Genomic DNA, 24,710 nt, shown 5'->3' with positions numbered 1-24,710 from the left:
CGGATGGTTGCCAGTGGTTGCCAACAGTGGTCCGGCTCGCTCGTTGACCGCTCAATCGACGCTCAAACGGGCGCGGTCGGGCGCGGAAGGGCGGCTTCCGTCACCTCAAGGGCGGCCCAAGGGCAGCCGTTCCGGTCGCAATCAGCCAGTTTCGGCCGACTAGCCGACCAATCAAGATCATGTAGCGCCGGGCGGCGGGCGAAGTGTCGGTGGCAGGTGCGAAGATGCAGGCAGCACGGAAGCGCCGAGCGCCGGGAGGCTCACGCTCCGTGAGCCGTACGACCCCGTACGGACCTGTACGTGCCGAAGGGCCTGGGGGCGGTGGTGGGGGTCGGCACCCCTGCCCGGCCCCCCGGACAGAAGGGACCGTTGACGGCGATGCAGATTCGGCTGACCGTCCTCGGGCCGCGCAGCGCCCACCCGGGCCGTTCCGGCCACCATCCTGCGCCCGCGTCCGGGCCGCACGCCCTCGTGGGCGCGGTGGACGTCCTGGTCACCGCGCCCGTCGGCACCGCGCTCGCCGCGGTGGCCGGCGGGCTGGCCGACGCGGTCGCCGCGGCCGGGTACGAGGCGGGGGGCGCCGGCGGGAGCGGCGGCGCGGTGGTGCTGTACGCGGGAGGCGAGCGGCTGGACCCGCAGCGCTGCGCGCTCGGCGAACCACCGCTGGTGGACGGCGCGGTGCTCTCCCTGCACGGCCCCGCCGACCCCGACTCCGACCACTACCCCGGCTACCCCGGCCTGCCCGAGACCGCCGTCGCCGACGCCACGGTCCACCTGGACGTGGTCGCGGGACCCGACGCGGGCGGCGTCCATCTGCTGCACGGCGGCCAGGTCCGCATCGGCCGCTCCGCCGACGCGGACGTCCCCCTGGACGACCCCGACGTCTCCCGGCTGCACTGCGCGGTCACGGTCGCCGAGGACGGCCGCGTGACCATCGCCGACCTCGGCTCGACCAACGGCACCGCCGCCGACGGCGTCCCCGTGGGCCCCCAGCCGGTGCCCCTGGAACCGGGGGTGCTGCTGCGGATCGGCGAGTCCGCCCTACGGCTGCGCGTCCCCTCCACGGCACCGGCGATGCCCTCGGCCCCCACCCGCCTCGCCGTCCGGGCGGACGGCGAGGGCCACCTCCGCGTCACCCCCGCCGGGGACCACCCCACCCACACCAAGGCCCCCTGGACCGGCGCGCCCCAGCCCACCGCCCCCACCCACACCGCCCAGGGCCCCTGGGCCCCTCCCACCCGCCACCCCGGCACGGGCTGGACGAGGGTGGGCCAGCCTGGTGACGAGTCTCACCCAGCCCACGACCGGGCCGGCGCCCACGGAAGCGACGACGGCTGGGACCCCGGCGCGGGCGCGGCCCCCGGACCGCGCGGCGACGCGGGAGCCGGGCCACGTGGCGACACGGGCGCCGGGGCGCGCGGCGGAGCGGCCTCCTACGGCTACCGGAGCGACGACGAGTGGGAGCCCGACGCGGGCAACGGGACCCCCGGCGGGGCAGGCTCCCGCGGCGACGCGGGCGCCGGGGCCCCGGGCAGGGCAGGCTCCTACGGCTACCGGAACGACGACGGCTGGGGGCCCGACGCGGGCGCGGCCCCCGGGGCGTATGGCAGTACGGGCACCGGGCCACGTGCCGACACGGGCACCGCGACCCCCGGCGGGGCAAGCTCCTACGGCCACCGGAACGACGACGAGTGGAGGCCCGGTGCGGGTGCGGCGCCCGGGGCGCGCGGCGACGCTGCAGGGCGCGGCCGGGGCCCGCAGGCCCCCTCGGCCCCCGGCGACCAGCCGTACGACGAACCGGCCACCGCCCGCACCCGGCGCAGTGAGCGCACCCCGGGGGCCGGAGCCGCCGGTCAGGGCCCAGCGGGGCAGCTCTCGCGAGCCGACCAGGGCCGACCCGGCGCGGGCGGCGGCGCGCGGCCGGGCCACGGCCCACGGCCGACCGGCAGCCGCCACCCGGACGCCGCCCAGGACCACCGGTCCACACCCCGTGGAACCACTGGCGACCCGGCGGGTCCCGGTGGCGCCCCTTACGACGGCGCGGCCGCAGGCCGTGGTCGGCCGGACGGGGCCGAGGCGGGGTACGGCGACGCCCCGCACGGCGGTCGGCCGTACGGACGAGGCCGCGGCGACACGGACGGACGCGGCCAGGGCCCGCAGCGGGCCCGGTCGTCCACTGGCGACCAGCCCGCCGACGCGGGCCCCGGCGGCTCGCAGTACGGCGGCGCGGCCGCAGGCCGCGGCCGGTATCGCGAAGGCGACGACGGCTCCGGGCGGCGGCCCGGTCCGGGCGCGGGGTACGGCGACGCCCAGCGCGGCGGTCGGCCGTACGGCCGGGGACGCGGCCAGGAGGGCCCGCAGGGGACCTCCGCCGACGCGGGCTACGACGGGTCGCAGTACGGCGGCCGGTCCGCCGCTCCCGAACAGCGCGCCCCCTACCCCGGCGGTCAGCCGGGCGGCTCGGCCGACCCCGGCCGCGCGGGCCATGGCGGAGCTCCCGCCGACTTCGACCCGCACGGCGGGCGGCCGCAGGCCGCCGGTGCGGGGTCCGGCGGCGCCCCCGGACGGCGGGGCGCCGGGGAGCGTACGCACGGCTCGGGCTATGCGCTGGACGCACCTGGGGCGCAGGCCCGGCGGCGGGGGATAGGGGCCTGGGTACGGCAGTTGGCCGGGGGGAAGGCGGCCGAGCGGGGTGGGGTGCGGGAGGACCAGGGCGCGGCGGCGCGGGCGGCCGCGGAAGCGGAGGCGTTGCAGCGGCGGTGGCCGGATCCGGCCACCATGCTGATGACGGCGCTGGGGCCGGGCTCGCGCCTCTGGGAGCGCGCCCCTGGGCATCCGGACGCGCTCACCGTACGGCTCGGCTCGGCCGACCAGCTCACGGCCGACGGCGGGTTGCTGCCCGCCGCGCCCGTGACCGTCGATCTGCGGCAGTGCGGTTCGCTGGGGCTCGCGGGCCCGCGGGCGCGGGTTGCGGGGCTCGCCCGGTCCGTCGTGGCTCAGCTGGCGGCCCTGCATTCACCGGCCGCGCTGGAGATCGTGCTGATCAGCGGCGAGGAGCGGCTCGCGGAGTGGTCGTGGCTCGGCTGGCTGCCGCAGGTCCAGCCGTTGCGCGGGCAGGACTGCCGGCTGCTGCTCGCGTACGACGTGGAGCAGGCCGCGGCCCGTACGGAGGAGCTGACCCGGCGGCTGGAGGACGGGCCGCTGGGCCCGGGCTGGGCGAGCGCCTCCCCGGCCACCGCGCAGGCTGTGGCCGCACGCCACTTCGGGCCGTACGCCGTGGTGGTCGTGGACGGCGCCCCCGGTCCGGGCGTGCTGCACGACACGCTCGCCCGGCTGGCGGTGAGCGGTCCCGCGGCCGGAATCCATCTGCTCTGTCTGGCCGAGGCGCCCGCCGCGTCGCCCACCTCCCCGCTGCCCATGAGCTATGAGGCCGCGCGCTCCACGTCCGCCGCTTTCGCGGCGTGCGGGGTGGCGGCCGTGCTGAGCGGCGATGTGGCCACGGGGCTCCAGATCGTCCACGGGGACGGGACCGCGCCCGGCACGAGTGGGGTCAGCGGGATCACGGGCGCGACCGGCGCGACCGGCGCGACCACGACCGTCACCGTGGACGCGGTGTCGGCGGCGTGGGCCGAGCGGTTCGCGCGGGCGCTCGCGCCCCTGCGTCCCGCCTCCTCCGCGCAGGACGGCGCGTTCGGCGGCTCCGACGGCCCGCCGACCGTCCCGCTGCCGGACTCGGCGCGGCTGCTGGACGAGTTGGGGCTCGCGCGGGCCACGCCCGCGTCCCTGCTGGCCCGTTGGGCGGCCGCGGCGGACGAGGTTCCGGCGGGCGGCCGGGCGCTGGCCGTCCTCGGCGCCGGTCCACGCGGCCCGCTCGCGGTCGATCTGGCCGCCGAGGAGGGTCCGCACGCGCTGATCGACGGCGCGGCGGGCACCGGAAAGACGGAGCTGCTGCGCTCGTTCGCCGCCTCGCTCGCGGCCGCCGAACGTCCGGACCGGCTCGAGCTCATCCTGGTCGATGGAGCTGGGGCCGGAGCGGGGTCCGCGGCCGGAGCGGGAGCGGGAGCGGGCGAGGGCCTGCGGGTGTGCACGGATCTGCCGCATGTCTCGACGCATCTGTCGGCCACCGACCCGGTACGCATGCGGGAGTTCGCGCAGGCCCTCAGCTCGGAGCTCAAGCGCCGCGCCGAACTGCTGGGCCGGCAGGACTTCACGGATTGGCACGCCCGGCCCCACCACCCCGGCGAGGGCGAGAGCGGCGGCGACGGCGACCGCGCCACCGGCCAGGGCAGCGCCATGGGCGGCAACACGGGGACGTCCGGCCCTGGCGCGCCGAGTACGGCCGGTGGGCCCGGCACACGCCGTACATCCGGTACACCCGGCGCCAGTTCGCCCGGGACGCCGGGCGGGGCCGGTGTGCCCCGTGCAGCCGGTGCACTTGGCACACCCGGCGCGAGTTCACCCGGTACACCCGGTACACCCGGACCAGCCGACACGCCCGGTGCCGCCCGTGCCGCCCGCACGGCCGGTGCGCCCCGCGTCGTCGCGCCTCGCCCGCCCGGCGATATCGACCCTCCCCCGAGCGACACCCTCCACACGCTCAATCTGCGCGCCCAGCGCGCCGCGAGCGCGGCGCCCGCCCGTCCGCACTCGCTCCTCCCCCGTCTCGTCGTGATCGTCGACGACTTCGACGCGCTGGTGGCCCCGGCCCTCGGCAGCCCCGGCCGCCCGGCGTCCGGTTCGGTCGTCCGCGCCCTGGAGGCGATCGCCCGTGACGGCGCCCGTCTCGGGGTGCATCTGGTCGTGGCGTCCGGCCGTCCGGACCGTACGGCGGACACGGCGGCCGTCGAGCGGGCCGCGCTGCGGATCGCCCTGGACGCGCGCCCGTTGAACACCGCGGCGTCCGCGCACCCAGCCGGCCCCGCCCACGCCGCACACCCCACCCACCCCGGCGAGCCCGAAAGGCCCGATACATCCCTCGCCGCACCGACACGCTCGGTCACATCCACCCCCGCCGCCGCAGCCGCCCCGGGCGGCGACCCGGCGCCGGGCCGTGGGCGACTGTTCCGCCCGGACGACGCCGTCGGAACGCCGTTCCAGGCGGGCCGGGTGACCGGACGGATACCGCGCACCGCGACCCAGCGGCCCACCGTCGTACCGCTGGAGTGGCGGCGGATGGGCGATCCGCCCGCCCGCCGGCCGCTGCGCGAGCTCGGGAACGGCCCCACCGACCTGGCACTTCTGGCCAGTGCGCTGCAGCGCGCCGCGCAGTCGGCGGACGCCCCCACCGCACCCGCACTGATCTGACCGGCCCCGCCCGACACCTGTCTGATTCCCGCCCGTTTCAGGCCCGTTTCGCGCCCGTTCCCGACCGTTCCCATCACCCCTGGCCGAGTTTCCGATCCGTTCCGGCCATCCGCCCGTCTGTCCCACGTGCCCCGTTTCACGGCCGACCCTTCATCACGGCCCGGTCACGATCCGTGAGTGAACGCCGGACGCAGTATTGCCACGTTCGGTGACCGGGCGTAGGACTACTCAGCACGGGAAACGGCCGCGCGGGGGCGGCCGGCATCGGAGGGAACACGGGGATGCACGTATCGCTTCCTGCGAAGCGTTCGACACGAGCCGCAGTGGCCCTGCTGGCGGCGGGAGCACTCATGCTCACCGCCGCGGGCTGCGGCGGCGACGACGGAGACACGGTCAGCGGCGGCCCGCCGCCCAACACCGTGAAACTGCCGAATCTGAAGGGGCAGAAACTCCAGGTCACGGCGGTCTGGACGGGCACCGAGCAGGAGAACTTCACCAAGGTGCTCAAGGAGTTCGAGAAGCGCACCGGCGCCAAGGTCTCCTTCGTACCGAGCGGTGACGACATGGCGGGCTTCGTCGGCTCGAAGATCGCGGGTGGCGCGCCACCGGATGTCGCGATGGTCGGACAGGTCGGCGTCATGCGGGAATTCGCCCAGAAGGGCTGGGCCAAACCGCTCGACGCCGCCGCCAAGGCCGAGTTGACCAAGAACTTCGCCAAGGGCTGGCAGGACCTCGGCTCGTACCAGGGCAAGCCCTACGGGGTGTATTTCAAGGCCAGCAACAAATCCCTGCTCTGGTACAACACCTCCGCGTTCGACTACGCGGGCGCCAAGGTGCCCAAGACCTGGCGGGAATTCCTGGAGCAGGCCCAGCTGATCTCCGACTCCGGCACCGACGCGGTCGCGATCGGCGGCCAGGACGGCTGGACGCTCACCGACTGGTTCGAGAACGTCTACCTCTCCCAGGCGGGCCCGGAGAAGTACGACCAGCTCGCCCAGCACAAGATCAAGTGGACCGATCCGTCGGTGCGGAAGGCGCTCGAGACGCTCGCCGAGCTCTGGGGCACCAAGGGCCTGGTCGCGGGCGGCCGGGGCGGCGCGCTCCAGACCGCGTTCCCGGACTCCGTCACCAAGGCGTTCGGCAACAAGGCCGAGCCGGACGCGGGCATGGTCTTCGAGGCCGACTTCGTCGCCGCCAACGTCGCCGACGCGGGCGCGGAGCTGGACCAGGACGCGAAGGTGTTCCCGTTCCCGGCGGTGGGCGACGACGCGCCGGTGGTGACCGGCGGCGACGTCGGCGTGGCGCTGAAGAACAGCAAGGCGGCGCAGGCGCTGCTCACCTTCCTCGCCTCACCGGACGCCGGGACCATCTGGGCCCAGTCCGGCGGTTTCATCTCGGCGAACAAGAACGTCAAGTTCAGCGCCTATCCCAATGCCTCCATGCGCAAGATCGCACAGGCGCTGATCGCGGCGGGCAATGACTTCCGGTTCGACATGTCCGACCAGGCTCCCGCCTCCTTCGGCGGCAAGCCGGCGCAGGGCGAGTGGAAAGCGCTCCAGGACTTTCTCAAGAACCCGAGGAATGTCGAAGGCATCCAGCGCCAGCTGGAGCGGGATGCCGCCAAGGCGTACAAGAACTGACGACTCGACCGGGAGAACCACATCATGTCGACCGCGACAGCGGACGGCGCGGCCACACCTGGCCGGGCATCGTCCTCCCCACCGGCCAACCGGCCGAGCGCAAGCAAGCGGAAGAGCCTCATGGGCACCCGGCCCTGGCTGGCGGCGGTATTCCTGCTGCCCGCCCTGGTGCTGCTCGGGGCGCTCGTCGTCTATCCGATCGCCTACTCCGTCTACCGGAGCTTCTTCGACGCCTCGGGCAATGGCTTCGTCGGCCTGGACAACTACCAGGAGATGTTCTCCGACGACGCCACCAAGACGGCCATCAAGAACAACGTCATCTGGCTGATCCTGGCCCCGACCGTCTCCACCGCACTGGGCCTGATCTTCGCCGTGCTCACTGAGCGGATCCGCTGGGCCACCGCCTTCAAGCTGGTCGTCTTCATGCCGATGGCGATCTCGATGCTGGCGGCGGGCATCATCTTCCGGCTGGTCTACGAGCAGGACCCGGACAAGGGCGTGGCCAACGCCATGTGGGTGAGCGTGCATGACTCCGTCAGCGAGTCGCCGCCGTTCCCCGGCGCCCATCCGCGTCCCACCGCCGGACTGACCGAGGCGCCGAACGGCTCGTTCACCACCAAGGACGCCGTGCGCGCGGGCACCCCCGCCGCGCTGCCGCTGGTCGCGGCCAAGCGCGGGGACATCAGCGGGGCGCAGGACGCCAAGGCCGCCAAGGCCGAGCCCGGGAAGGTCACCGGCACCGTCTGGTTCGACTTCACCCGGGGCGGCGGTGGCGAGCGGGGCACCATCGACAAGGGCGAGAAGGCGATGGCCGACCTCAAGGTGGAGGCGGTCAAGAACGGCAAGGTGGTCGCCAAGACCACGACGGCGGCGGACGGCACGTACACCCTCCCCGCCAAGGCCGAGGGCGCCCAGCTGCGGCTGCCCTCCTGGAACTTCTCCGAGCCGTACAACGGTGTGGACTGGCTCGGCCCGTCCCTCGTCACCCCGGCCATCATCGGCGCGTACGTCTGGATCTGGGCCGGTTTCGCCATGGTGCTGATCGCGGCGGGGCTCGCCGGGGTGCCGCGCGAGCTGATGGAGGCCGCGCGGATGGACGGCGCCAATGAGTGGCAGGTCTTCCGGCGGATCACGGTGCCGATGCTGGCGCCGGTGCTCTCGGTCGTCGTCGTCACGCTGATGATCAACGTGATGAAGATCTTCGACCTCGTCTACATCATCGCGCCCGGCCCCTCCCAGGACGACGCCAACGTCCTCGCTCTCCAGCTCTTCCAGTCGTCCTTCGGCACCGACGTCAACCAGGGCCTCGGCAGCGCGATCGCGGTACTGCTGCTGTTGCTCGTGCTGCCCGTCATGTTCATCAACATCCGCCGGATCCGAAGGGAGAGCCGCCGATGACCAGCGCGGACACGGTCGTACAGGCGAAGCAGTCCCCGGTCGCGCGGATCGCCGCCCGCGCCGGCGGCGGGGCCCTGCGGGTCGTCCTCATCCTCGTCGGCCTGCTGTGGCTGATGCCGACCGCCGGACTGCTGCTGTCCTCCCTGCGAGACCCGTCGGAGGTGGACCTCTCCGGCTGGTGGAAGGTCTTCACCGACCCCGGACAGCTCACCTTCAGCGGCTATGACCATCTGCTGGGCAATCAGCAGATCACCGATTCGCTGTGGACCACGCTCGCCATCACCGTCCCGGCGACCCTGCTCGTCGTGGTGATCGGCGCCCTGGCCGGTTACGCCTTCGCCTGGATGGACTTTCCCGGCCGCGACGTGTGGTTCCTCATCGTGGTCGGCCTGCTGGTGGTCCCGATCCAGGTGGCGCTGATCCCGGTGGCCAAGCTCTTCGGCGAGATCGGCATCTTCCAGACCACCACCGGTGTGGTCCTCTTCCACACCGCCTTCGGCCTCCCCTTCGCGATCTTCCTTCTCCGCAACTTCTTCGCGGAGATCCCCCGCGAACTCCTGGAGGCCGCCCGCCTGGACGGCGCGGGCGAACTGCGGCTCTTCCTGCGCGTCGTCATGCCCCTGGGCGGCCCGGCCATCGCCTCGCTGGGCATCTTCCAGTTCCTCTGGGTCTGGAACGACATGCTGGTCGCCCTGATCTTCGCCGACAGCGGCAACCCACCGATCACGGTCGCCCTCCAGCAGCAGGTCCGCCAGTTCGGCAACAACATCGACATCCTCGGCCCCGGCGCCTTCGTCTCGATGCTGATCCCACTGGCGGTCTTCTTCGCCTTCCAGCGCCAGTTCGTGGCGGGCGTGATGGCGGGCGCGGTGAAGTAGCGCCCCCGAACGACGGGCGGCCCGGCACCCAGTGGGTGCCGGGCCGCCCGTCTCGACAGAGGCTCACGCCAATAAACTTCGGGGTGTAAGCTTACGGAGTGGAGAAGAGCAGCGCGGCAGGCCCGGCCGCACCGAAACGGGCACGCACGCGCAACCGTCGCGGCGAGGGCAGCCGCCTGCGCGAGGACATCATCTCCGCCGCCGCGGCACTGCTCGACGAGACCGGCGACGAACACGCCATCACCCTGCGGTCGGTCGCCCGCAAAGTGGGCATCGCCGCCCCGTCGATCTACCCGCACTTCCCCGACCAGCCGGCCATCATGCTGGCCGTCGTACAGCGGGAATTCGCCGAACTGGAAACCCTCCTGCGCTCCGTCGCACAGGAGGCGGGCGACAACCCACGAGACCGGCTGTATGCCATCTGCCGGTCCTACCTCGCCTTCGCGAAGAGTCACCCCGAGCGCTACCGCACGATGTTCGGCGGCCTCTGGATGCCAACCCTGGGCGACAACTCCCTGACGGAGGAGGACCTCGTCGCCCTCGGCTCGACGGCCATACAGGTACTCGTCGACGTCCTCACGGACTGCGCCGCCGCGGGCCAGTGCGCCATCAGCGACCCGCCGCTCGACGCGATCACACTGTGGCTCAGCCTGCACGGGCTCGCGCACCAGCGCGCCGTCATCCGCGCCTTCCCCTGGTCCGAGGAGAGCATCGCCGACTCCATCGTCACCAGGATCACCTGCCTCAAAGACGCCTGATCACCGCCTCCAAGCACCCCACACACCCACCAGAAACGACGGACGCGCCGCCACGAAGCGTGAAGCGCCCCCGTCCCGCACGGCGTGCCGCAACCCCTTCCTTCCGTAACCTTACAGCGCGAAGTTTACGGTCGTAGCCCCTTGCCGCACTCGACTTACATCCGTAGCCTTACGGTCGTAAACGCACAGTCGAAGCCTCAAGGAGCCCCCATGAGCACGCCGGTCGCCACCCGCGCCACCGAGATCGTCCTGCCCGGCGCGGTCGAGCCCAGCGGCCTGGAGGTCCGGACCCGCGACCTTCCCGCTCCGGACACGGGCCAGGTCCTCCTGCGGATGGACGCGACCGGAGTCTGCTTCGCCGAGCAGCAGATGCGCCGCGGCAAGTACTACAACCAGCCACCGTTCCCCTTCGTGCCCGGGTACGACGTGGTGGGCACCGTCACCGCGACGGGGCCCGGCGTGGACGCCGGGCTGACCGGACGACGGTTCGCCGCGGTCACCAAGGTCGGCGCATGGGCCAGTCATCTGCTGATCGACGCCGCGGAGCTGATGCCGGTGCCGGACGGCATCGACGCGGCCACCGCGGAGACCGTGCTCGTCAACGGGATCACCGCCTGGCAGATGCTGCACCGGACGGCCAAGGTGCGCGCCGGCGGGACCGTCGTGGTGCTGGGCGCCAACGGCGGCGTCGGCTCCATCCTCGTGCAGCTGGCCCGGCACGCCGGGATCACGGTGATCGGCACGGCCTCGGCGCGGCACCACGCGAGCGTGCGCGAACTGGGCGCGATCCCGGTCGACTACCGCGCCCCGGACATGTACGACCAGATCCGGAAGATCGCGCCGGACGGCGTCGACGCGGTCTTCGACCACGTCGGCGGCCCCGGAGTGGTGGAATCGTGGCGGCTGCTGCGCCGGGGCGGAACCCTGGTCTCGTACGGCACCGCGGCGACGAAGGACGAAGAGGGCAGCTCCCAACTGCCGGTGCTGAAGCTGTTCGGACAGCTCGCGGCGTGGAACTCGCTGCCCAACGGCAGGAGCGCGCACTTCTACAACTTCTGGGCGGGCCGGCGCTGCCGGACGGAATGGCGGCGCCGGCTGACCGAGGACCTCACCGAGGTGCTGCGCCTGGTGGCCGACGGCGTCCTCACCCCGCGGATCGCCGCCGAGATCCCGCTGTCCGACGCCGCCTCGGCGCTGGCGCTCGCCGAGTCCCGCACCGTCATCGGCAAGGTCGTCCTCGTCCCCGGGGCCTGACCCGGCACGTTCTCAGCCCGGCACCCGGGCAGCTTCCCGGACCACGCACATACACATGCCGACTCTCGGCCACCTCTGCCGGTCCGCCCGTCCCGTCAGTTCACCCCCACCACTCACCCCACCACCCCGGAGGTTCCGTCATGCCCCTCGCCACCGCCGTCCCCCAGGTCACCGCCCCCAACGCCGCCTCCGCGATGCGCTCACCGGGCGACGTCGACAACCGCGCGACCTACATCAGCTTCGGACTCGCCTACGTGTTCGGGCACGGCTCCGCCGCACTCTCCAAGGGCACCGGCCCGCTGCTCGATCTGCCCTCCTGGCTGCCCATGACACTCCTCGGCGCCGGACTCGCGGCCGGCACCGTTGTAGCCACCCGCGCCGCCCTGCGCGCCCAGCGCGGCGCCACGGGGCCGGACCTCCTGTCCGGCAAACTGCTCGGCGCCTCCTGGCTCATCGCCTTCGCCGCCCTGTTCCTCACCATCACCGGTCTGGCATCCGCCGTCGAGATGCCCGACCTACAGGACATGCTCTGGCCCACCGGATCCGGCCTCATTGTCGGCTTGCTCTACGTCAGCGAAGGCGCCGCACGCCGCAACGTCCTGCACTACGGCCTCGGCGTCTGGCTCGCGCTGACCTCCACCGCCGCGCTCTTCCTCGGCACCCCCGGCCTCTACTGGGTCCTCGCCATCGCGGGCGGCGGCGCCTACGCCGTCGCCACCGTCCTCGAACGCCGCCGCCTCGCCGTCCGCTGACCCCCCACTTTCACCCACCACCGCAAGGAGAACCCAGTGATCTACCACGGCATCCGCATGAAGCTCAGGCAAGGCATCACCTCCCAGCAGATCGACGAGGCGCTTGACTGCCTCAAGGACCAGGGCCGGGCCATCCCCGCGGTGAAGTCGTTCATCTTCGGCCGCGAATACAACAGCGACTTCGACTGGAGCGCGGTGTTCGCCCTGGAAGACCTGGATGCGTACTGGGAGTACCTCAGCCACCCGGTGCACGTGACATCGGAACGGGTCGCCTTCCCTCTGATCGCAAGGTTCGAGAGCTTCGACATCTCCGACACCCCCCACCCGGAACTGGGCGCCAGGATCGCGGGGTTGCAGAAGCGGCACTACGAAGCCGACCCCGGGCTCGCCGAGCTGTTGTCCGGCCTCGACTCCCATACCGGCAGCAGCGCCCTTGCGCACAAGAGTTGACCCACGGCCGAGCACCCTGCCTGTTGCCGGATCACGGCGCACCACACTCCGCCCACACGGTCTTACCGACGGGGATACGAGGCGTCGTCCCCCAGCGGGTGGCCAGCAGATCCACCAGGAGCAGGCCACGACCCGACTCGTCATCGGCCGTCAGCGTCGGCGGAATGGCCGGGAGGCGGTCCTCACGGGCGTCCGAGACCTCGACACGGATCGTCCGCGACGAGGGCGTGCAGGCAAGGCGGAGACGGAAGTCCCGCCCGGGCACCCGGCCGTGCCGTACGGCGTTCGAGGCCAGCTCCGCCACCAGCAGGGCCACCGTGCAGGACACATCCGACGCGGGCGGATAACCCCACTCCTCCATACGCCGCACGGCGAGCCGCCTGGCAAGGCGCGCTCCGCGCGGCGTGGCGGGGAACTGCTGGGTGAGCTCCCGGAGTTCGGGCTCGGGGTCCGGCGCCGTGGTCGTCTTCAGCACGGTGTTGTCCATTTCCGTCCGATCGATCTTCCGTACGATTCGCACTGTGTGCACATCGTGACGTTCCGTGGCCAAGGATCGTGGCTCGGGTCTACGCTCGAAAGGTCATGACGCCTTACCTTTCAGGTCGTAAGGAACGGAAGTGATGTTTTGGCCAAAGAAGTTGATCCCCGCGCATCAATGGCGGCGCTGTTCGGATCCCGGGTCCGCAGACTGCGTACGGCCGCCGGTCTGACCCAGGCCGAGTTAGGCGCGCGCACGCATGTGGTCAGCACCCGGATCACCCAGATCGAGCGGGCATCCGGGGCGAAACCGACGTTCGAGCTGGCGCGGACCCTCGACACCGTCCTCGAGGCGGACAGCCTGCTGGTGGACATGTGGCCGTATGTCTACCGGGAGGCGTTCCCGGACTGGTCGCGGGCGTTCATGGCCCACTCGGAGCGGGCGGTGTCCATCAGGCAGTACGCGGCGCATGTGGTGCCTGGTCTATTGCAGACCGAGGGCTACGCACGGGCTGTCCTGCGCGTTGGTCTGTCTCTCACCAGCGACGAGCAGTTGGAAGACCGGGTGGACGCCAGGCTCAGACGACAACAACGCCTCACTTCACCCGACCGCCCTGAGCTGTGGGTCGTCCTGGACGAGGCGGTATTGCGGCGTCCGATCGGGGGCAGGGCCGTCATGCGGGAACAGTTGGCCAGGCTGCTGGACGCTGCCATGGACCCCCACATCACCGTGCAGGTACTGCCCTTCGACCAAGCGGAACACGACGTGATGGGCGGGTCCCTGACCGTGCTGACGTCCCCTGACGAAACGGAAGTGGCCTACACCGAAGGCGCCCACTACGGCCAACTCATCGAAGAACCAATGGACGTCAGGCGCTTGGCACTGTCCTACGATCGGCTGCGGGCAGCATCCCTGCCCCCGCTCATGTCGCTTGACATGATCCGATCCGTGATGGAGGGCAACCACCGTGGAGCGAGTGTCCCGTCCCGATCTGAACGGCGCCACCTGGCGCAAGAGCAGCTACAGCAACCAGGAGGGTGGCGACTGCGTAGAGGTGGCCGACGGCATACCCGGCGTCGTCCCCGTCCGTGACAGCAAGAGGCCCGACGGTCCCACGCTGGTCTTCCCGGCAGGTTCCTGGGCCACCTTCATCGATGAACTGAAGTTGGGAGCATGACTGGCGGAAATAGGCTCTCGGGCGCACGGAACCTCCCCAGGACGTCGCACATCTTCTGGTGCGTAGGCGCGCACTGACTTCGCGCGCCGATTCGTATTCGAGGGGACCCAAAACTTCATGAAGAGCAAGCTGACCGCCGTGGCCCTTGCGGCCCTCGTCGTCGCGGGGACTGCCGCCACGGCCATCCCGGCCTCGGCCGCCACCGCCAAGGCCGCGCCGACCCGCTGCCACACCGCCGACCTGAAGGCCGGCTTCGCCATGGGCGAAGACGCGAGACCGGAGATGGATCAGACCGAGAAGCAAACCCAGGCGCACATCTGGTTCAGCAACAAGAGCACGCGCACCTGCACCCTGTCCGGCTTCGCCGGTGTGGACATGATCGGCGCTCAGGAGACCGACGGCACCTGGTCGCTGGCGCGCTCCTCCGAGAAGCCCGAAAAGATGACCCTGGAGCCGGGAGACACGACGGACTTCAGCATCAACCTGCTCCCGGTGGCCGATTCCACGCCGCAGAAGGAGAAGTTCGTTCCGGCGAAGTTCCTGGTCACCCCGCCGAACGAGACGGCGCACTTCACCCTGAAGTGGCCGTTCGGCGGCCAGATCCTCAAGCAGGACGGTGCCACCCACCCCGGCACCTACCTCAACCCGGTCGGGCTGTAACCAAGCTGGCCCGCCGGATCCTCGTACGCGGGGGTCCGGCGGGCCGCGAACTCCCCCAAATAACTGGGGTAAAGAACTCCCGCCCACCCACCCTTCCTGCTGCTCACCCGTACGAGTGACCGGCTTGCGGGCGAAGCACGCCAGTCGTTACGTTCACGGCAACACAACCGCAAACAGACGACGACCCCCGGCCGGGACGGCAATCCCGATCGAGGGCCTGACCGATCAGGAAGAAATGAGCTTCCCGATGGCTGGCCCGCAGTCTAACGCGCCCATGCACGCCGACGCCGGAGCTCCGACCTCCGGCGTGATCCACGTCCGTACCCGCCTCACCGCCGACTTCACCGTGATCGCCAATGCTCTCGCACAGCGTCGCGGAAGCGCGGTCACGATCGGCGTCGCGGCGTACATCTCCTCGCTCCCCGACGGCACACCCGTCAGCATCGCCGCACTGTGCGAGCACTTCACCGAGGGCGAGATCCCGATCTCGCGGGCCTTGAGGGAGTTGGAGTCCGCCGGCTACCTGGAGCGGCGACGCGAACGCGGCCCCGCAGGCACCATCCGCACCCGTACCTACTTCTACGACGTACCAGGCGGTGGCACACCAGCCCCACCGCGCCCCCGAAGGCCCCGACCGAAGGCGCCTGGGGAGACACCCGCCGCGCGTACACCACCGCAGACGCCCGAGCCGGAAGCTGCCGCCTCAGCGAGCCGCCGCTGCCCGTCCCCGCCCCGGCCACCACCCCACCCAGCCCACCGCCCGCCCTCCCCTGGCGGACCTGCAAAGGCTGCGACCGCGCCTTCCGCTCCGCGAACGGCGGACACTGCCGCGACTGCCGAGCCACACACGAAGAGCCCCCGGCCATCGCCTCCGGGGAGGATCTGCGGACGGCCTGCTGAGCGGAGGATCAATGAGCAACGGCCGTCCCCCGGAGGAGTTCTGGAGCTTTCTCCAGCCCTACACGGGGCTAGTGACCGACGTGGAGCTCGCCTCCTGCGGTTTCAGTGTGGACCTCACCGCCCTGGTCCGCTGCGAGAAAGGTCCGTTCTTCGTCAAGGCAATGCCTAACCGGCCGGGCGGGCGGCGGGACTTCCTGGTTCGCGAAGCACTGGTCAACCCGGAGGTGAAGCCGGTCGCCCCGGCTTTGCTGTGGCGCGCGGAGGACGAGGGCTGGATTGGGCTCGACGATATGGCCGGGGCCGCTCGGGCCTGGGCGGTTCGCCGAGGGGCGGGCGCGTAGAAGCTGGACAGAGCTCCGTTCAGGTGTCGCGCCGCTCCGCGGCCCGCTGGGACTCCTCGACGACGCGCCGCAGCGCCGCCACGTGTCTCTCGAGGGCGGCGCGCCCGGTCGGGGTGAGTGCGAGCCACGTCCGGGGGCGTTTGCCCACGTAGCCCTTCTTCACCTCGACGTAGCCCCGAGTCTCGAGCGTGCTGACCTGCTTGGAGAGCGCGGAGGGCGACATTCCCACCGACTCGCGCACCCATCCGAACTCGGCCCATTCCACGCCCACCAGCAGCGACACGATCGACAGCCGCGTCGGGTCGAGCAGGGCGGTGTCAAAGTCAGCGGGATCCATAGGTGGCACCGCCCAGGCCGTCCTTGTCGTCGCGGCGGAGAGCCAGGGAGGTCAGGGCCCGTTGCAGGGTGCGGCCGAAGATGATGAGGGTGGCGCCGAGCACCGCGCCCACCACCGTCCTCGTGTACGGGAACGGCGCCTGCGGCAGGAAGCGCAGACCGAAGGGGCCGATCAGCATCACGGCGAGGATCGCCAGCCGGGCCAGCCATACGAAACGCGGGGAGAGTTCGTCCTTGCGCAGGCGGGTGGGCCGGCCCAGGAGGGCGCCGCCGCGGGGGGTCCGCAGCATCACCACGTACACACAGCCGAGTACGGCGACCGCCAAGCCGATCCAGGAGCGCACGCCGTCGCCGAAGAAGTCGGGTGCCGCGAGTTCGGCGAAGATCGCGACGCCGAACACGACGCCGACCCAGCGGGATTCCTGATCCGCGGCGCGGGCTTGGCCGCGGCGCCGCTCGATGTCGCGCAGCGCACGGGCGGCCTCGGCGGACGGGGTCACACGCTCGGACATGGGGTACCTCCAGGTGGTGCTTGGCTATGCTTCAGCAGAACTAGTTTCCTGAGAGGAAACTAGTTTCTCCCAGAGGGGTAGTCAACCGGTGGGACAGTCATGTCCTGAACGTCATGAGCGGTCGGGTGTTGGGCTGATCGGGGGGCTTTTGCGGGGGCCTCGCCATGGCGTCGTCCCATTCGGTGGGCGTTCAGATGATGGTGTGAGGAACCATCCGTGCCGCTTCGACCGATGGGATGCGCCGTGCCCCGGTTCAGCGTCATCGTGCCCGCATACGAGGTCCAGCCGTATCTGAGTGACTGTCTGCGGTCCGTGCTGGAGCAGGACTTCACGGACCTGGAGCTGGTCGCGGTCGATGACCACTCTCCGGACGCCTGTGGCTCGATCATCGATGAGGCCGCCGAGCGGGACCCGCGGGTGCGGGCCGTGCATCTGGCGGAGAACGCGGGGCTCGGGCGGGCACGGAACGCCGGGATCCGGCGGGCCACCGGGGACTATCTGCTCTTTCTCGACGGGGATGACACCCTCGCCCCCGGCTCGCTGCGCGCCATCGCCGACCGGCTGGCCCGGACCGGCGAGCCGCAGGTGCTGGTCTTCGACTACGCGCGGGTGGACTGGACGGATGACGTCGTGCGGAACGTCCGGGCCGAGTTGCTCCGGGAGGGGGATCCCGGACGCGTCCGGCAGGTCTTCCGGCTCGATCAGCGGCCGGAGCTGCTGCGGCTGCTGATGGTCGCCTGGAACAAGGCGTACCGCCGGGACTTCGTCCGCGCGGAGGGCTTCGCCTTTCCGCCCGGGTTCTACGAGGACACGCCCTGGACCTTTCCGGTGCTGCTCAGCGCTCGGTCCATCGCCGTCCTGGACCGGGTGTGCGTCCACTACCGGCAGCGGCGGCGCGGCGGGATCCTGCGCACCACCAGCCGGCGCCACCTCGATGTGTTCGACCAGTACGACCGGGTGTTCCGGTTTCTCGACACCCGGCCCGAACTGGCCCACTGGCGCCCGGCGCTGTTCCGGCGGATGGTCGACCACCTCTGCGTGATCGCCGCCGCGCCGGACCGGCTGCCGGTGCGGGCCCGGGCCGAGTTCTTCCGCCGGGCGGGCGCGCACCACCGGCGCTACCGGCCGTACGGCGCGGCCGCCCCACCCGGGCGCGCCCGGTGGCGGTGTCTGCTGCTCCGGCTGGGGGCCGGCCATGCGTATCAGCTGCTGCGGGGTGGCGATCGGGTGTGGCGGAGTGTCCACGAACGCGCCCGCGCGGCGTACGGGCAGGCGCGCGCCGCCGCGTTGTGGCTGCATTACCGGGTGCAGCTGTGCCTCCCTCCCGATCCCCGGCTCGCCGTCTTCGCCGCGTACTGGCACAAGGGCTATGCCTGCCACCCGGCGGCCATCGAGGCGAAGGCGCGCGAGCTGGTGCCGGGGGTGCGCACCGCCTGGATCACCACCCCCGAGTACGCCCACACCCTGCCGCCCGGGGTGCGTCGGCTGCACCCGGGCTCGGCCGCGTACTGGACCGCGCTGGCCCGCGCCCGCTTCCTCGTCAACAACGTCAACTTCACGCCGGGGATGCGGAAACGGCCCGGGCAGATCCATCTCCAGACCCACCACGGCACCCCGCTCAAGCACATGGGCCTGGATCTGCGCGACCGTCCGGCCGCCGCCCGCGGCATGGACTTCGGCAAGCTGCTGGAGCGGGTGGACCGCTGGGACTACAGCCTCTCCGCCAACCGCCACACCACCCTGGTCTGGGAGCGGGTCTACCCCTCCGGCTACACCACGCTCCCCTACGGCTCGCCGCGCGACGACGTCTTCCAGCACGCCACCGGGGACGACGTGGCCCGGCTGCGCGCCCGGCTCGGCATCCCCGCGGGCACCGTGGCCGTGCTGTACGCGCCGACCCACCGCGACTACCAGCGCCGCCCCGTGCCGCGGCTGGACCCGGAGCGGGTGGCCCGCGCGCTGGGGCCCGGGTTCACGCTGCTGGTCAGGCCGCACTACTTCCACGCCCCGCACTACTTCCACGCTCCGGACGGGGCCATGGGGAGCGCCGGCGGCCGGGTGCTCGACGTCTCGGGGCACGGCCGGGTGGAGGAGCTGTGCCTGGCGGCGGACGCGCTGCTGACGGACTACTCGTCCATCATGTTCGACTACGCCAACCTCGACCGCCCCATCGTCATCCACGCCGACGACTGGGACGCCTATCGCGCCGCCCGAGGCACCTACTTCGACATCACCGCCGCCCCGCCCGGCCCGGTCTCCCGCACCGAGGACGAGCTGATCGCCCTCTTCGCCACGGGCGCCTGGTGCGGTCCGCGCTCGGCCGCGCTGCGCGCCGCGTTCCGGGCCCGCTTCTGTCCGTACGACGACGGGCGGGCGGCCGAACGCGTGGTGCGCCGGGTGTTCCTCGGCGAGCACCCCGAACTGCTGCCGCCCGTCGTCCCGCTCGCCGAGCGCCGTCCCGCCCCCGCCGCCGTAAGCACCATCGCGCACGGTCCCGACCGGCCCGTCGAGGCCCGGCCGGCGCCACGGGCCGGGGTCGTGTGCACCCCGCCCGCCGCGCCGCCGGCCGCTGCCCCCGCACCCGCCGCCTCACTCCCCCACCGGAGCCGCCCCACTGGCCCCCACTAGTCCCCGCGCCCCGACCCGCCCAGCCTCGAAGCGCCCCGTCCCGACGCCCCGACCCAGGACGCACGATGCCCCTCACCGCACCGCCCGCCGCCCCCCGCCCCTGGCTCGCCGACCCGCCGCCGCTGGTGCGCGGATACCGGCGTACGGTCCCGCTGCCGCTGCGCCGCGCGGTCGTCGCCATGACCGGCCCCGGGCTGCGCCGGGCGGCCATGCGGGGCCTCGGCGGGCTGTCGGCCGCCTCCGGCACGCTGCGGCTGCGCCGGGCGCGGCGGCGGATGCGCCGGGCCGGGCTGCTGGCCGGGTCCGGCCGGACGGTGATCGCCGACCGGCGGGGCGGCGCCCTCGTGGCGGCCCTGGCCCCCTCCCCCACCCCGCTGTTCGCGCGCGCCGAGAATCTGCGGCTGGTGTGCGAGGCCCTGGACCGGGCCCGGATCGACCACTTCGTGGTCCGCTGCTACAGCAACGTCGGCTCGGCCGTGGGCGTCCGGGCCGATCAGCGGGCCGAGGTGGTCAAGGCGCTGGCCGCGCTGTGCGCCGAGGAGGCGGGGTATGTCTCGCTGCCCCCGCGGCGCGGCCACCCGGCGACCCCGCCCCGGCTCGGCGGTACGCGACGGGCCTGGCGGCGACTGGCCGCCGCCCCCGTGGTCCGCTTCACCCGCTTCCACACCGGGCCGGGCGGACGGCTGGTCCTCGGCCCGGCGCACGGCTGCGACATCGAGTTCTGGGAGCCCGGCGGGCAGGGCCAGGAGCGGGTGCTGATCGCGCCGCGCTTCAACCGCACCACCGCGTCCGTACCGCTCGTGGGCGAGCCGGTACGCGCCCCCGACCAGCTGTTCACCCGGCTCGCCCCGCCCAGCGGCTGGCAGCCGGGGCCGCTGGTGCGCACCCGCCCGGAGTTCCTGACCCGGCTGCCGGACGAGGTCCGTTTCCCCATCGACGTCGTCTACACCTGGGTGGACGGCTCGGACCCGCAGTGGCAGCGGCGGCGGGCGGCCCTCGCGGGCACCGGCTACCACGCCCAGGCCGCCAACGCCGCCCGCTACGCCAACCGCGACGAGCTGCGCTATTCGCTGCGCTCGCTGTACCTGTACGCCCCCTGGGTGCGCCACATCTACCTGGTGACCGACCGTCAGGTGCCCGACTGGCTGGCCGTCTCGCACCCGGGGATCACCGTCGTGGACCACCACGACATCTTCGACGACCCCGATGTGCTGCCCACCTTCAACTCCCACGCCATCGAGACCCGGCTGCACCACATCGACGGACTCGCCGAGCACTTCCTCTACTTCAACGACGATGTCTTCCTCGGCTCGCCGGTCACCCCGCAGGACTTCTTCCTGGCCAACGGCGTCTCCAAGTTCTTCCCGTCCCGCGCGCTGATCCCGCTGACCCCCGTGGGCCCCGGCGACGTGCCCGTATCGGCGGCGGGCAAGAACAACCGGGCGCTGCTGGAGGAGCGGTTCGGCCCGGCCGTCACCCAGAAGATGAAGCACACCCCGCACGCCCTGCGCACCAGCGTGCTCGCCGAGATCGAGAAGGAGTTCCCGGACGCGGTCCGCGCGACCATGGCCAGCCGGGTGCGCTCCACGTCGGACATCTCCGTACCGTCCTCGCTCCACCACTACTACGCGTTCCTGACCGGGCGCGCGGTCCCCGCCCATCTGCGCTACGACTACTTCGACCTGGCCCAGCCCACCATCCGCACCCGGCTGGCCAGACTGCTGCGGGCCCGCCACTGCCAGGCGTTCTGCCTCAACGACACGGTCTCCTCCGAGCACGACCTCGAGGACCAGCTGGCGCTGGTCCGCCCCTTCCTCGACGCCTACTTCCCCCTCCCCAGCCCGCTGGAGCGGGCCGTCACCCGACAGGAGACGCGGCAGCCATGCCCCTCGCCATCACCCTTCCCCTGAACCCGGACGTCCTCGAGGCGGGCGGGCCGTATCCGCGGGCGCTCAATGTGCTCAGCCGCAAACAGACCGCCGTACAGCGGCAGTTGCGGCGCTCCGGGCTCGCGGGCTACGAACCGACCACCCAGGCCACCCTGCTGGCCCTGGCCCAGCAGGCGCCCGAGGGCAGCGCGGTGTACGACATCGGCGCGCACATCGGGCTGTACTCGGCGCTGATCAGCGCGGTGTACGGGGACGGCGGGCGCGGGCCGCGGGCCATCGCCTTCGAACCGACCCCGGAGACGGCCGCGCTGTGCCGCCGGATCCGGGAGTGCAACCGGCTCGGCTTCGAGGTGCAGCAGACCGCGCTGGCCGATGAACCGGGCACCGCCGAGCTGTACTTCTCCCTCAAGTCGGAGTCCTCCAACTCGCTGAACCCGGCCCACCGCCGGCACACCGAGTCGGTCACGGTGCCGGTCACGACGGTCGACGCGTTCACCGGGGAGCGCGGCCTCGCCCCGCACCTGATCAAAATCGACGTGGAGACGCTGGAGGCGGCGGTGTTGCGCGGATCGTACGACACGATCCGGCGCCACCGGCCGTGGATCGTATGCGAACTGCTCCCCGGCGCGGACCACACGGCGCTGCGCACCGCCCTGGCGCCGCTGACCGCCATGGACTACGGCCTCCACCCGATCACCCCCGAGGCGCCCTGGCACCGCTACGACGAGACCACGTACCGGTCCGCGGTGAGCGGCCAGTGCCGCGACTGGCTGCTGGCGCCGCGGCCGCTGACCCCGGTCTTCCACCGGGTGGTGCGGCGGTGGCTGATCGCGATTCTGGCGTGCGACGAGACGACGAACATCATCACGACGGACAAGGCGTCCTTCCCCTACGGGTGGAACGCGCCGTACCGCTCGCCGCGGGGTGCGGTGCGGGTGCCCCGCACGGGCCCGCGCGGGGCGGCGCGCGTCCCGCTCCCGCTCACTGGTCTGCTGCGGCTGGCGGGGGCCGCGGCTCTGGCGCGCCGCGCCGTCGTCCCGGCTCGGCGGGCGCCCGGGGCGCAGGCTACGGGGAGCGGGTCGTTGCGTGGGTGAGTGGCGGGGGTGGGGTCGCGAGGGGTGGCTTTCCCCCACCCCGCCCCTTCCCGAAAGAGGGGGGGCCGCCCCCTCACCCCCGCCGGGGCGCTGACCCGGACCCCGCTCCTCAATCGCCGGAGGGGCTGGATAACGAGTTACTGGCGGCGCTGGCCCAGGACGCAGAACTCGTTGCCTTCGGGATCCGCCAATACGATCCACGACTGATCGCCCTGGCCGATGTCAACTCGCTGTGCGCCGTGGGCCACCAGACGGGCCACCTCGGCGTCCTGGTCATCGGGCCTGAAGTCGAGATGCAGTCGGCTCTTGGCCTTCTTGCTCTCGTTGATCCGGACGAAGTCCAACCCTGGTACGCGATCCGGCTCCGGGCGGATCTCGAACTCGTCGTCGGAGGAGTGGACCACGACCCAGCCGAGAGCCTCGGCCCACCACTGCCCCAAGGCCACCGGATCTTCCGAGTGAACGATTACCTGTTCCCATTCCAAGGTCATCCGCAGAGCTTAGCGTTCAGTGCGCGGGCCCCGCCCGCACATAGCGCTCCAGGCGGATGCCGGGCAGGCACAGCGAGTACGCCAGCCGGAAGTGTCCCGTCAGTACGGCCGCCTTCGGGCCGTGTGTCTCCGGTTCATCGGCCGCGATCAGCCATGCCGAGCGCGCCCCGTCCAGCCGTCGCAGCAGCTCGGCGGGGCCGACGTCGATCCCGTAGAGCGTGCCGGAGGCCGGGCCGGGGGTGTTCAGAGCGATGTCGCGCAGCCCGGCGAGGGGGCGCGGATAGGCGATGGCGATCCGCCGTTCCTTGGGTGGGTCGTACAGCACGGGCTCACCCGGCCGGGTCAGCCGCCCCACCGTGGCGGACAGCGCCGCCAGGTCGTCCTGACGGCTCAATGGCTCCCGCTCCCGCTGGTGCAGCGGGAACTGCCAGACGAACGCGCAGCCGACCACGAGGACCCCGGCCGCTCCGGCCACGGCGCGGCGGCGGCCGGACACCGCCTCCGCCAGCCGGTCCACGCCCGCCGCGGCCAGTAGGGGGATGCCCGCCAGAGCGAAGAGGAGGTAGCGCTCGTGGAAGCAGGGGCGGTGGAGGGCCAGGGCGAAGAGGAGAACGGGCGGGACGCAGATCAGGGGCAGGGCCACCGCGGTCAGCGCCCGCCGGCGGGGGCGGACCACGGCGATCGCGATCAGCAGGAGGTTGACGGCGAGGACGAGCGCGCTGGGGCCCGCGAACTCCTCGGCCACCGCCCACAGCCGACCCGGCGTCGGATGGCGTATCCAGGCGATCTGCGCACTCTGCCGCCTGGCCACCAGCGCCAGCGGCACCACCGCCGCCACCGCCCCGGCCGCCGCGCTCCCCCAGCCCCACCACGCGCGGCGCGGGGCGCGCGAGACGAGCAGGGTCAACGCGTGCGCGGCGAGCATGAGCACCGCGAACAAGTGCAGCAGCGCGGTCGCGGCCACCACTCCCCCGTACGCGGCCCAGCGCCACCCTGCCGTATGGCCCGTTGCCTCGGGCCCGCCCGGACCCGGCCCCGGCGCCGGGCGGGACGCGTCGCCGCGGACCGGTACGGCCGATCGGACCCGTGTGGCCGACGCCGCCCCGGGGCCGGGGCCGGGCGCAGGGGCCGGGGTTGGTGTGGACGCCGCCCCTGGCGCGGGACCGGGCGCGAGGGCCGGATCCCGCGCGGGCCGGTCCGCCTGGCCGCCCGACCGGCTGGCCGCCCGACCGCCCGCCCTACTGCCCCCTCGGCTGGCCCGACCGCCCGCCCGGCCGCCCCCTCCGCTCGTCCCCGGCACCAGCCCCGCCGCGTCCACCAGCAGGTACGTCGCCGCCGCCGCGCTCGCCGCGACCAGGGCGTAGGAGCGGCCCTCCTGGGCGTAGTGGGTGACCACGGGTGTGGTCGCGTAGAGCAGGCCCGCCCACAGGCCCACCCGGGGGCGGGCCAGGCGGCAGCCCAGGGCGGCGACGAGGGCGGTGGCGGCCATGGCGGCGAGCACCGAGGGCAGACGCAGGGTCACCTCGGAGGGCCGCAGGGCCAGGACCGGGTGCATCAGCAGGTAGTAGAGCCCGTGGACGGCGTCCACCGTGCCGAGCGCGTCGCGGATCTGAGGGAGGGTCCGCCGGGCCATCTGGTACGTCGCGGACTCGTCGCGCCACATCGTGCCCCGGTCCAGGCCCCACAGCCCCAGCCCGAGCATGACGGCCGCCGGGAGCACGATCGCCGTCGGCTTGGAGATCCCGCGCTTCCCCACGCTCGGCCTCACTC

The 24,710-nt window shown here is 72.7% G+C and carries 20 protein-coding genes; 15 read left to right on the top strand and 5 right to left on the bottom strand.

The features are described 5' to 3' along the window. The first annotated feature begins 378 nt into the window (after window positions 1-378). The 8 genes from LIV37_RS30205 to LIV37_RS30170 all read left to right on the top strand — a co-directional run bounded on the left by LIV37_RS30205 (window position 379) and on the right by LIV37_RS30170 (window position 12,434). The gene (locus LIV37_RS30205) at window positions 379-5,304 is read left to right on the top strand and encodes an FHA domain-containing protein (RefSeq protein ID WP_243146138.1); all 4,926 of its coding nucleotides are present in this window, start codon (window positions 379-381) and stop codon (window positions 5,302-5,304) included. A 281-nt stretch (window positions 5,305-5,585) separates the two neighbouring features. After that, entirely contained in the window at window positions 5,586-6,944 is a 1,359-nt protein-coding gene (locus tag LIV37_RS30200) for an ABC transporter substrate-binding protein (RefSeq protein ID WP_121824335.1), read from the top strand. Window positions 6,945-6,968: 24 nt separating this feature from the next. After that, complete coding sequence (locus LIV37_RS30195) at window positions 6,969-8,342, top strand: carbohydrate ABC transporter permease (RefSeq protein WP_121824336.1); 1,374 nt, start codon at window positions 6,969-6,971, stop codon at window positions 8,340-8,342. Then, window positions 8,339-9,220, top strand: a complete 882-nt coding sequence (locus LIV37_RS30190; RefSeq protein ID WP_020870875.1) for a carbohydrate ABC transporter permease — start codon at window positions 8,339-8,341, stop codon at window positions 9,218-9,220. Before LIV37_RS30195 ends, LIV37_RS30190 begins: the two co-directional genes overlap by 4 nt. A 98-nt stretch (window positions 9,221-9,318) precedes the next feature. Then, complete coding sequence (locus LIV37_RS30185; protein WP_020870874.1) at window positions 9,319-9,978, top strand: TetR/AcrR family transcriptional regulator; 660 nt, start codon at window positions 9,319-9,321, stop codon at window positions 9,976-9,978. Between the two features lie 210 nt (window positions 9,979-10,188). Beyond that, window positions 10,189-11,232: a medium chain dehydrogenase/reductase family protein gene (locus LIV37_RS30180; protein WP_020870873.1), complete on the top strand. Its 1,044-nt coding sequence runs from the start codon at window positions 10,189-10,191 to the stop codon at window positions 11,230-11,232. A gap of 140 nt (window positions 11,233-11,372) precedes the next feature. Next, on the top strand, window positions 11,373-11,984 hold the full coding sequence (locus LIV37_RS30175) for a hypothetical protein (protein WP_020870872.1): 612 nt from the start codon (window positions 11,373-11,375) through the stop codon (window positions 11,982-11,984). 36 nt (window positions 11,985-12,020) lie between these two features. Then, window positions 12,021-12,434: a Dabb family protein gene (locus LIV37_RS30170; RefSeq protein ID WP_020870871.1), complete on the top strand. Its 414-nt coding sequence runs from the start codon at window positions 12,021-12,023 to the stop codon at window positions 12,432-12,434. 31 nt (window positions 12,435-12,465) lie between these two features. Here the strand turns inward: LIV37_RS30170 and LIV37_RS30165 are convergent, their stop codons facing one another. After that, window positions 12,466-12,921: an ATP-binding protein gene (locus LIV37_RS30165; RefSeq protein WP_020870870.1), complete on the bottom strand. Its 456-nt coding sequence runs from the start codon at window positions 12,919-12,921 to the stop codon at window positions 12,466-12,468. Between the two features lie 168 nt (window positions 12,922-13,089). Between LIV37_RS30165 and LIV37_RS30160 the strand changes: the two genes are divergently transcribed. The 4 genes from LIV37_RS30160 to LIV37_RS30145 all read left to right on the top strand — a co-directional run bounded on the left by LIV37_RS30160 (window position 13,090) and on the right by LIV37_RS30145 (window position 15,990). Beyond that, window positions 13,090-14,004, top strand: coding sequence for a helix-turn-helix domain-containing protein (locus tag LIV37_RS30160; protein WP_020870869.1), 915 nt, complete (start codon window positions 13,090-13,092; stop codon window positions 14,002-14,004). Further along, complete coding sequence (locus LIV37_RS30155) at window positions 13,967-14,089, top strand: DUF397 domain-containing protein (protein WP_243146139.1); 123 nt, start codon at window positions 13,967-13,969, stop codon at window positions 14,087-14,089. The genes LIV37_RS30160 and LIV37_RS30155 overlap by 38 nt, the downstream gene beginning before the upstream one ends. Before the next feature lie 117 nt (window positions 14,090-14,206). Further along, complete coding sequence (locus LIV37_RS30150) at window positions 14,207-14,749, top strand: DUF4232 domain-containing protein (RefSeq protein ID WP_020870868.1); 543 nt, start codon at window positions 14,207-14,209, stop codon at window positions 14,747-14,749. 911 nt (window positions 14,750-15,660) lie between these two features. Then, window positions 15,661-15,990, top strand: coding sequence for a hypothetical protein (locus tag LIV37_RS30145; protein ID WP_020870867.1), 330 nt, complete (start codon window positions 15,661-15,663; stop codon window positions 15,988-15,990). 19 nt (window positions 15,991-16,009) lie between these two features. On the opposite strand, the gene LIV37_RS30140 is transcribed toward LIV37_RS30145, so the two are convergent. Together LIV37_RS30140 and LIV37_RS30135 are read right to left on the bottom strand one after the other, a co-directional pair. Then, entirely contained in the window at window positions 16,010-16,327 is a 318-nt protein-coding gene (locus tag LIV37_RS30140) for a winged helix-turn-helix domain-containing protein (protein WP_020870866.1), read from the bottom strand. Next, window positions 16,314-16,838: a hypothetical protein gene (locus LIV37_RS30135; RefSeq protein ID WP_020870865.1), complete on the bottom strand. Its 525-nt coding sequence runs from the start codon at window positions 16,836-16,838 to the stop codon at window positions 16,314-16,316. The genes LIV37_RS30140 and LIV37_RS30135 overlap by 14 nt, the downstream gene beginning before the upstream one ends. Before the next feature lie 243 nt (window positions 16,839-17,081). Here LIV37_RS30135 and LIV37_RS30130 point away from each other — a divergent pair, with 243 nt between their 5' ends. The 3 genes from LIV37_RS30130 to LIV37_RS30120 all read left to right on the top strand — a co-directional run bounded on the left by LIV37_RS30130 (window position 17,082) and on the right by LIV37_RS30120 (window position 22,449). Then, window positions 17,082-19,466, top strand: a complete 2,385-nt coding sequence (locus tag LIV37_RS30130) for a bifunctional glycosyltransferase/CDP-glycerol:glycerophosphate glycerophosphotransferase (protein ID WP_121825178.1) — start codon at window positions 17,082-17,084, stop codon at window positions 19,464-19,466. Between the two features lie 65 nt (window positions 19,467-19,531). Next, window positions 19,532-21,376, top strand: a complete 1,845-nt coding sequence (locus tag LIV37_RS30125; RefSeq protein WP_167525785.1) for a stealth family protein — start codon at window positions 19,532-19,534, stop codon at window positions 21,374-21,376. Beyond that, the gene (locus LIV37_RS30120; protein WP_020870862.1) at window positions 21,349-22,449 is read left to right on the top strand and encodes an FkbM family methyltransferase; all 1,101 of its coding nucleotides are present in this window, start codon (window positions 21,349-21,351) and stop codon (window positions 22,447-22,449) included. Before LIV37_RS30125 ends, LIV37_RS30120 begins: the two co-directional genes overlap by 28 nt. A gap of 137 nt (window positions 22,450-22,586) precedes the next feature. On the opposite strand, the gene LIV37_RS30115 is transcribed toward LIV37_RS30120, so the two are convergent. Both LIV37_RS30115 and LIV37_RS30110 read right to left on the bottom strand, forming a co-directional pair. Further along, window positions 22,587-22,940 (bottom strand): VOC family protein, encoded by a 354-nt coding sequence (locus LIV37_RS30115; protein ID WP_020870861.1) that lies wholly within the window; start codon window positions 22,938-22,940, stop codon window positions 22,587-22,589. A 16-nt stretch (window positions 22,941-22,956) separates the two neighbouring features. Next, on the bottom strand, window positions 22,957-24,642 hold the full coding sequence (locus LIV37_RS30110) for a glycosyltransferase family 39 protein (protein ID WP_243146278.1): 1,686 nt from the start codon (window positions 24,640-24,642) through the stop codon (window positions 22,957-22,959). Window positions 24,643-24,710: the final 68 nt, after the last annotated feature.

Source organism: Streptomyces rapamycinicus NRRL 5491, from assembly GCF_024298965.1.
Classification (GTDB): domain Bacteria; phylum Actinomycetota; class Actinomycetes; order Streptomycetales; family Streptomycetaceae; genus Streptomyces; species Streptomyces rapamycinicus.
This window is presented reverse-complemented; position numbering and strand designations above follow the sequence as displayed.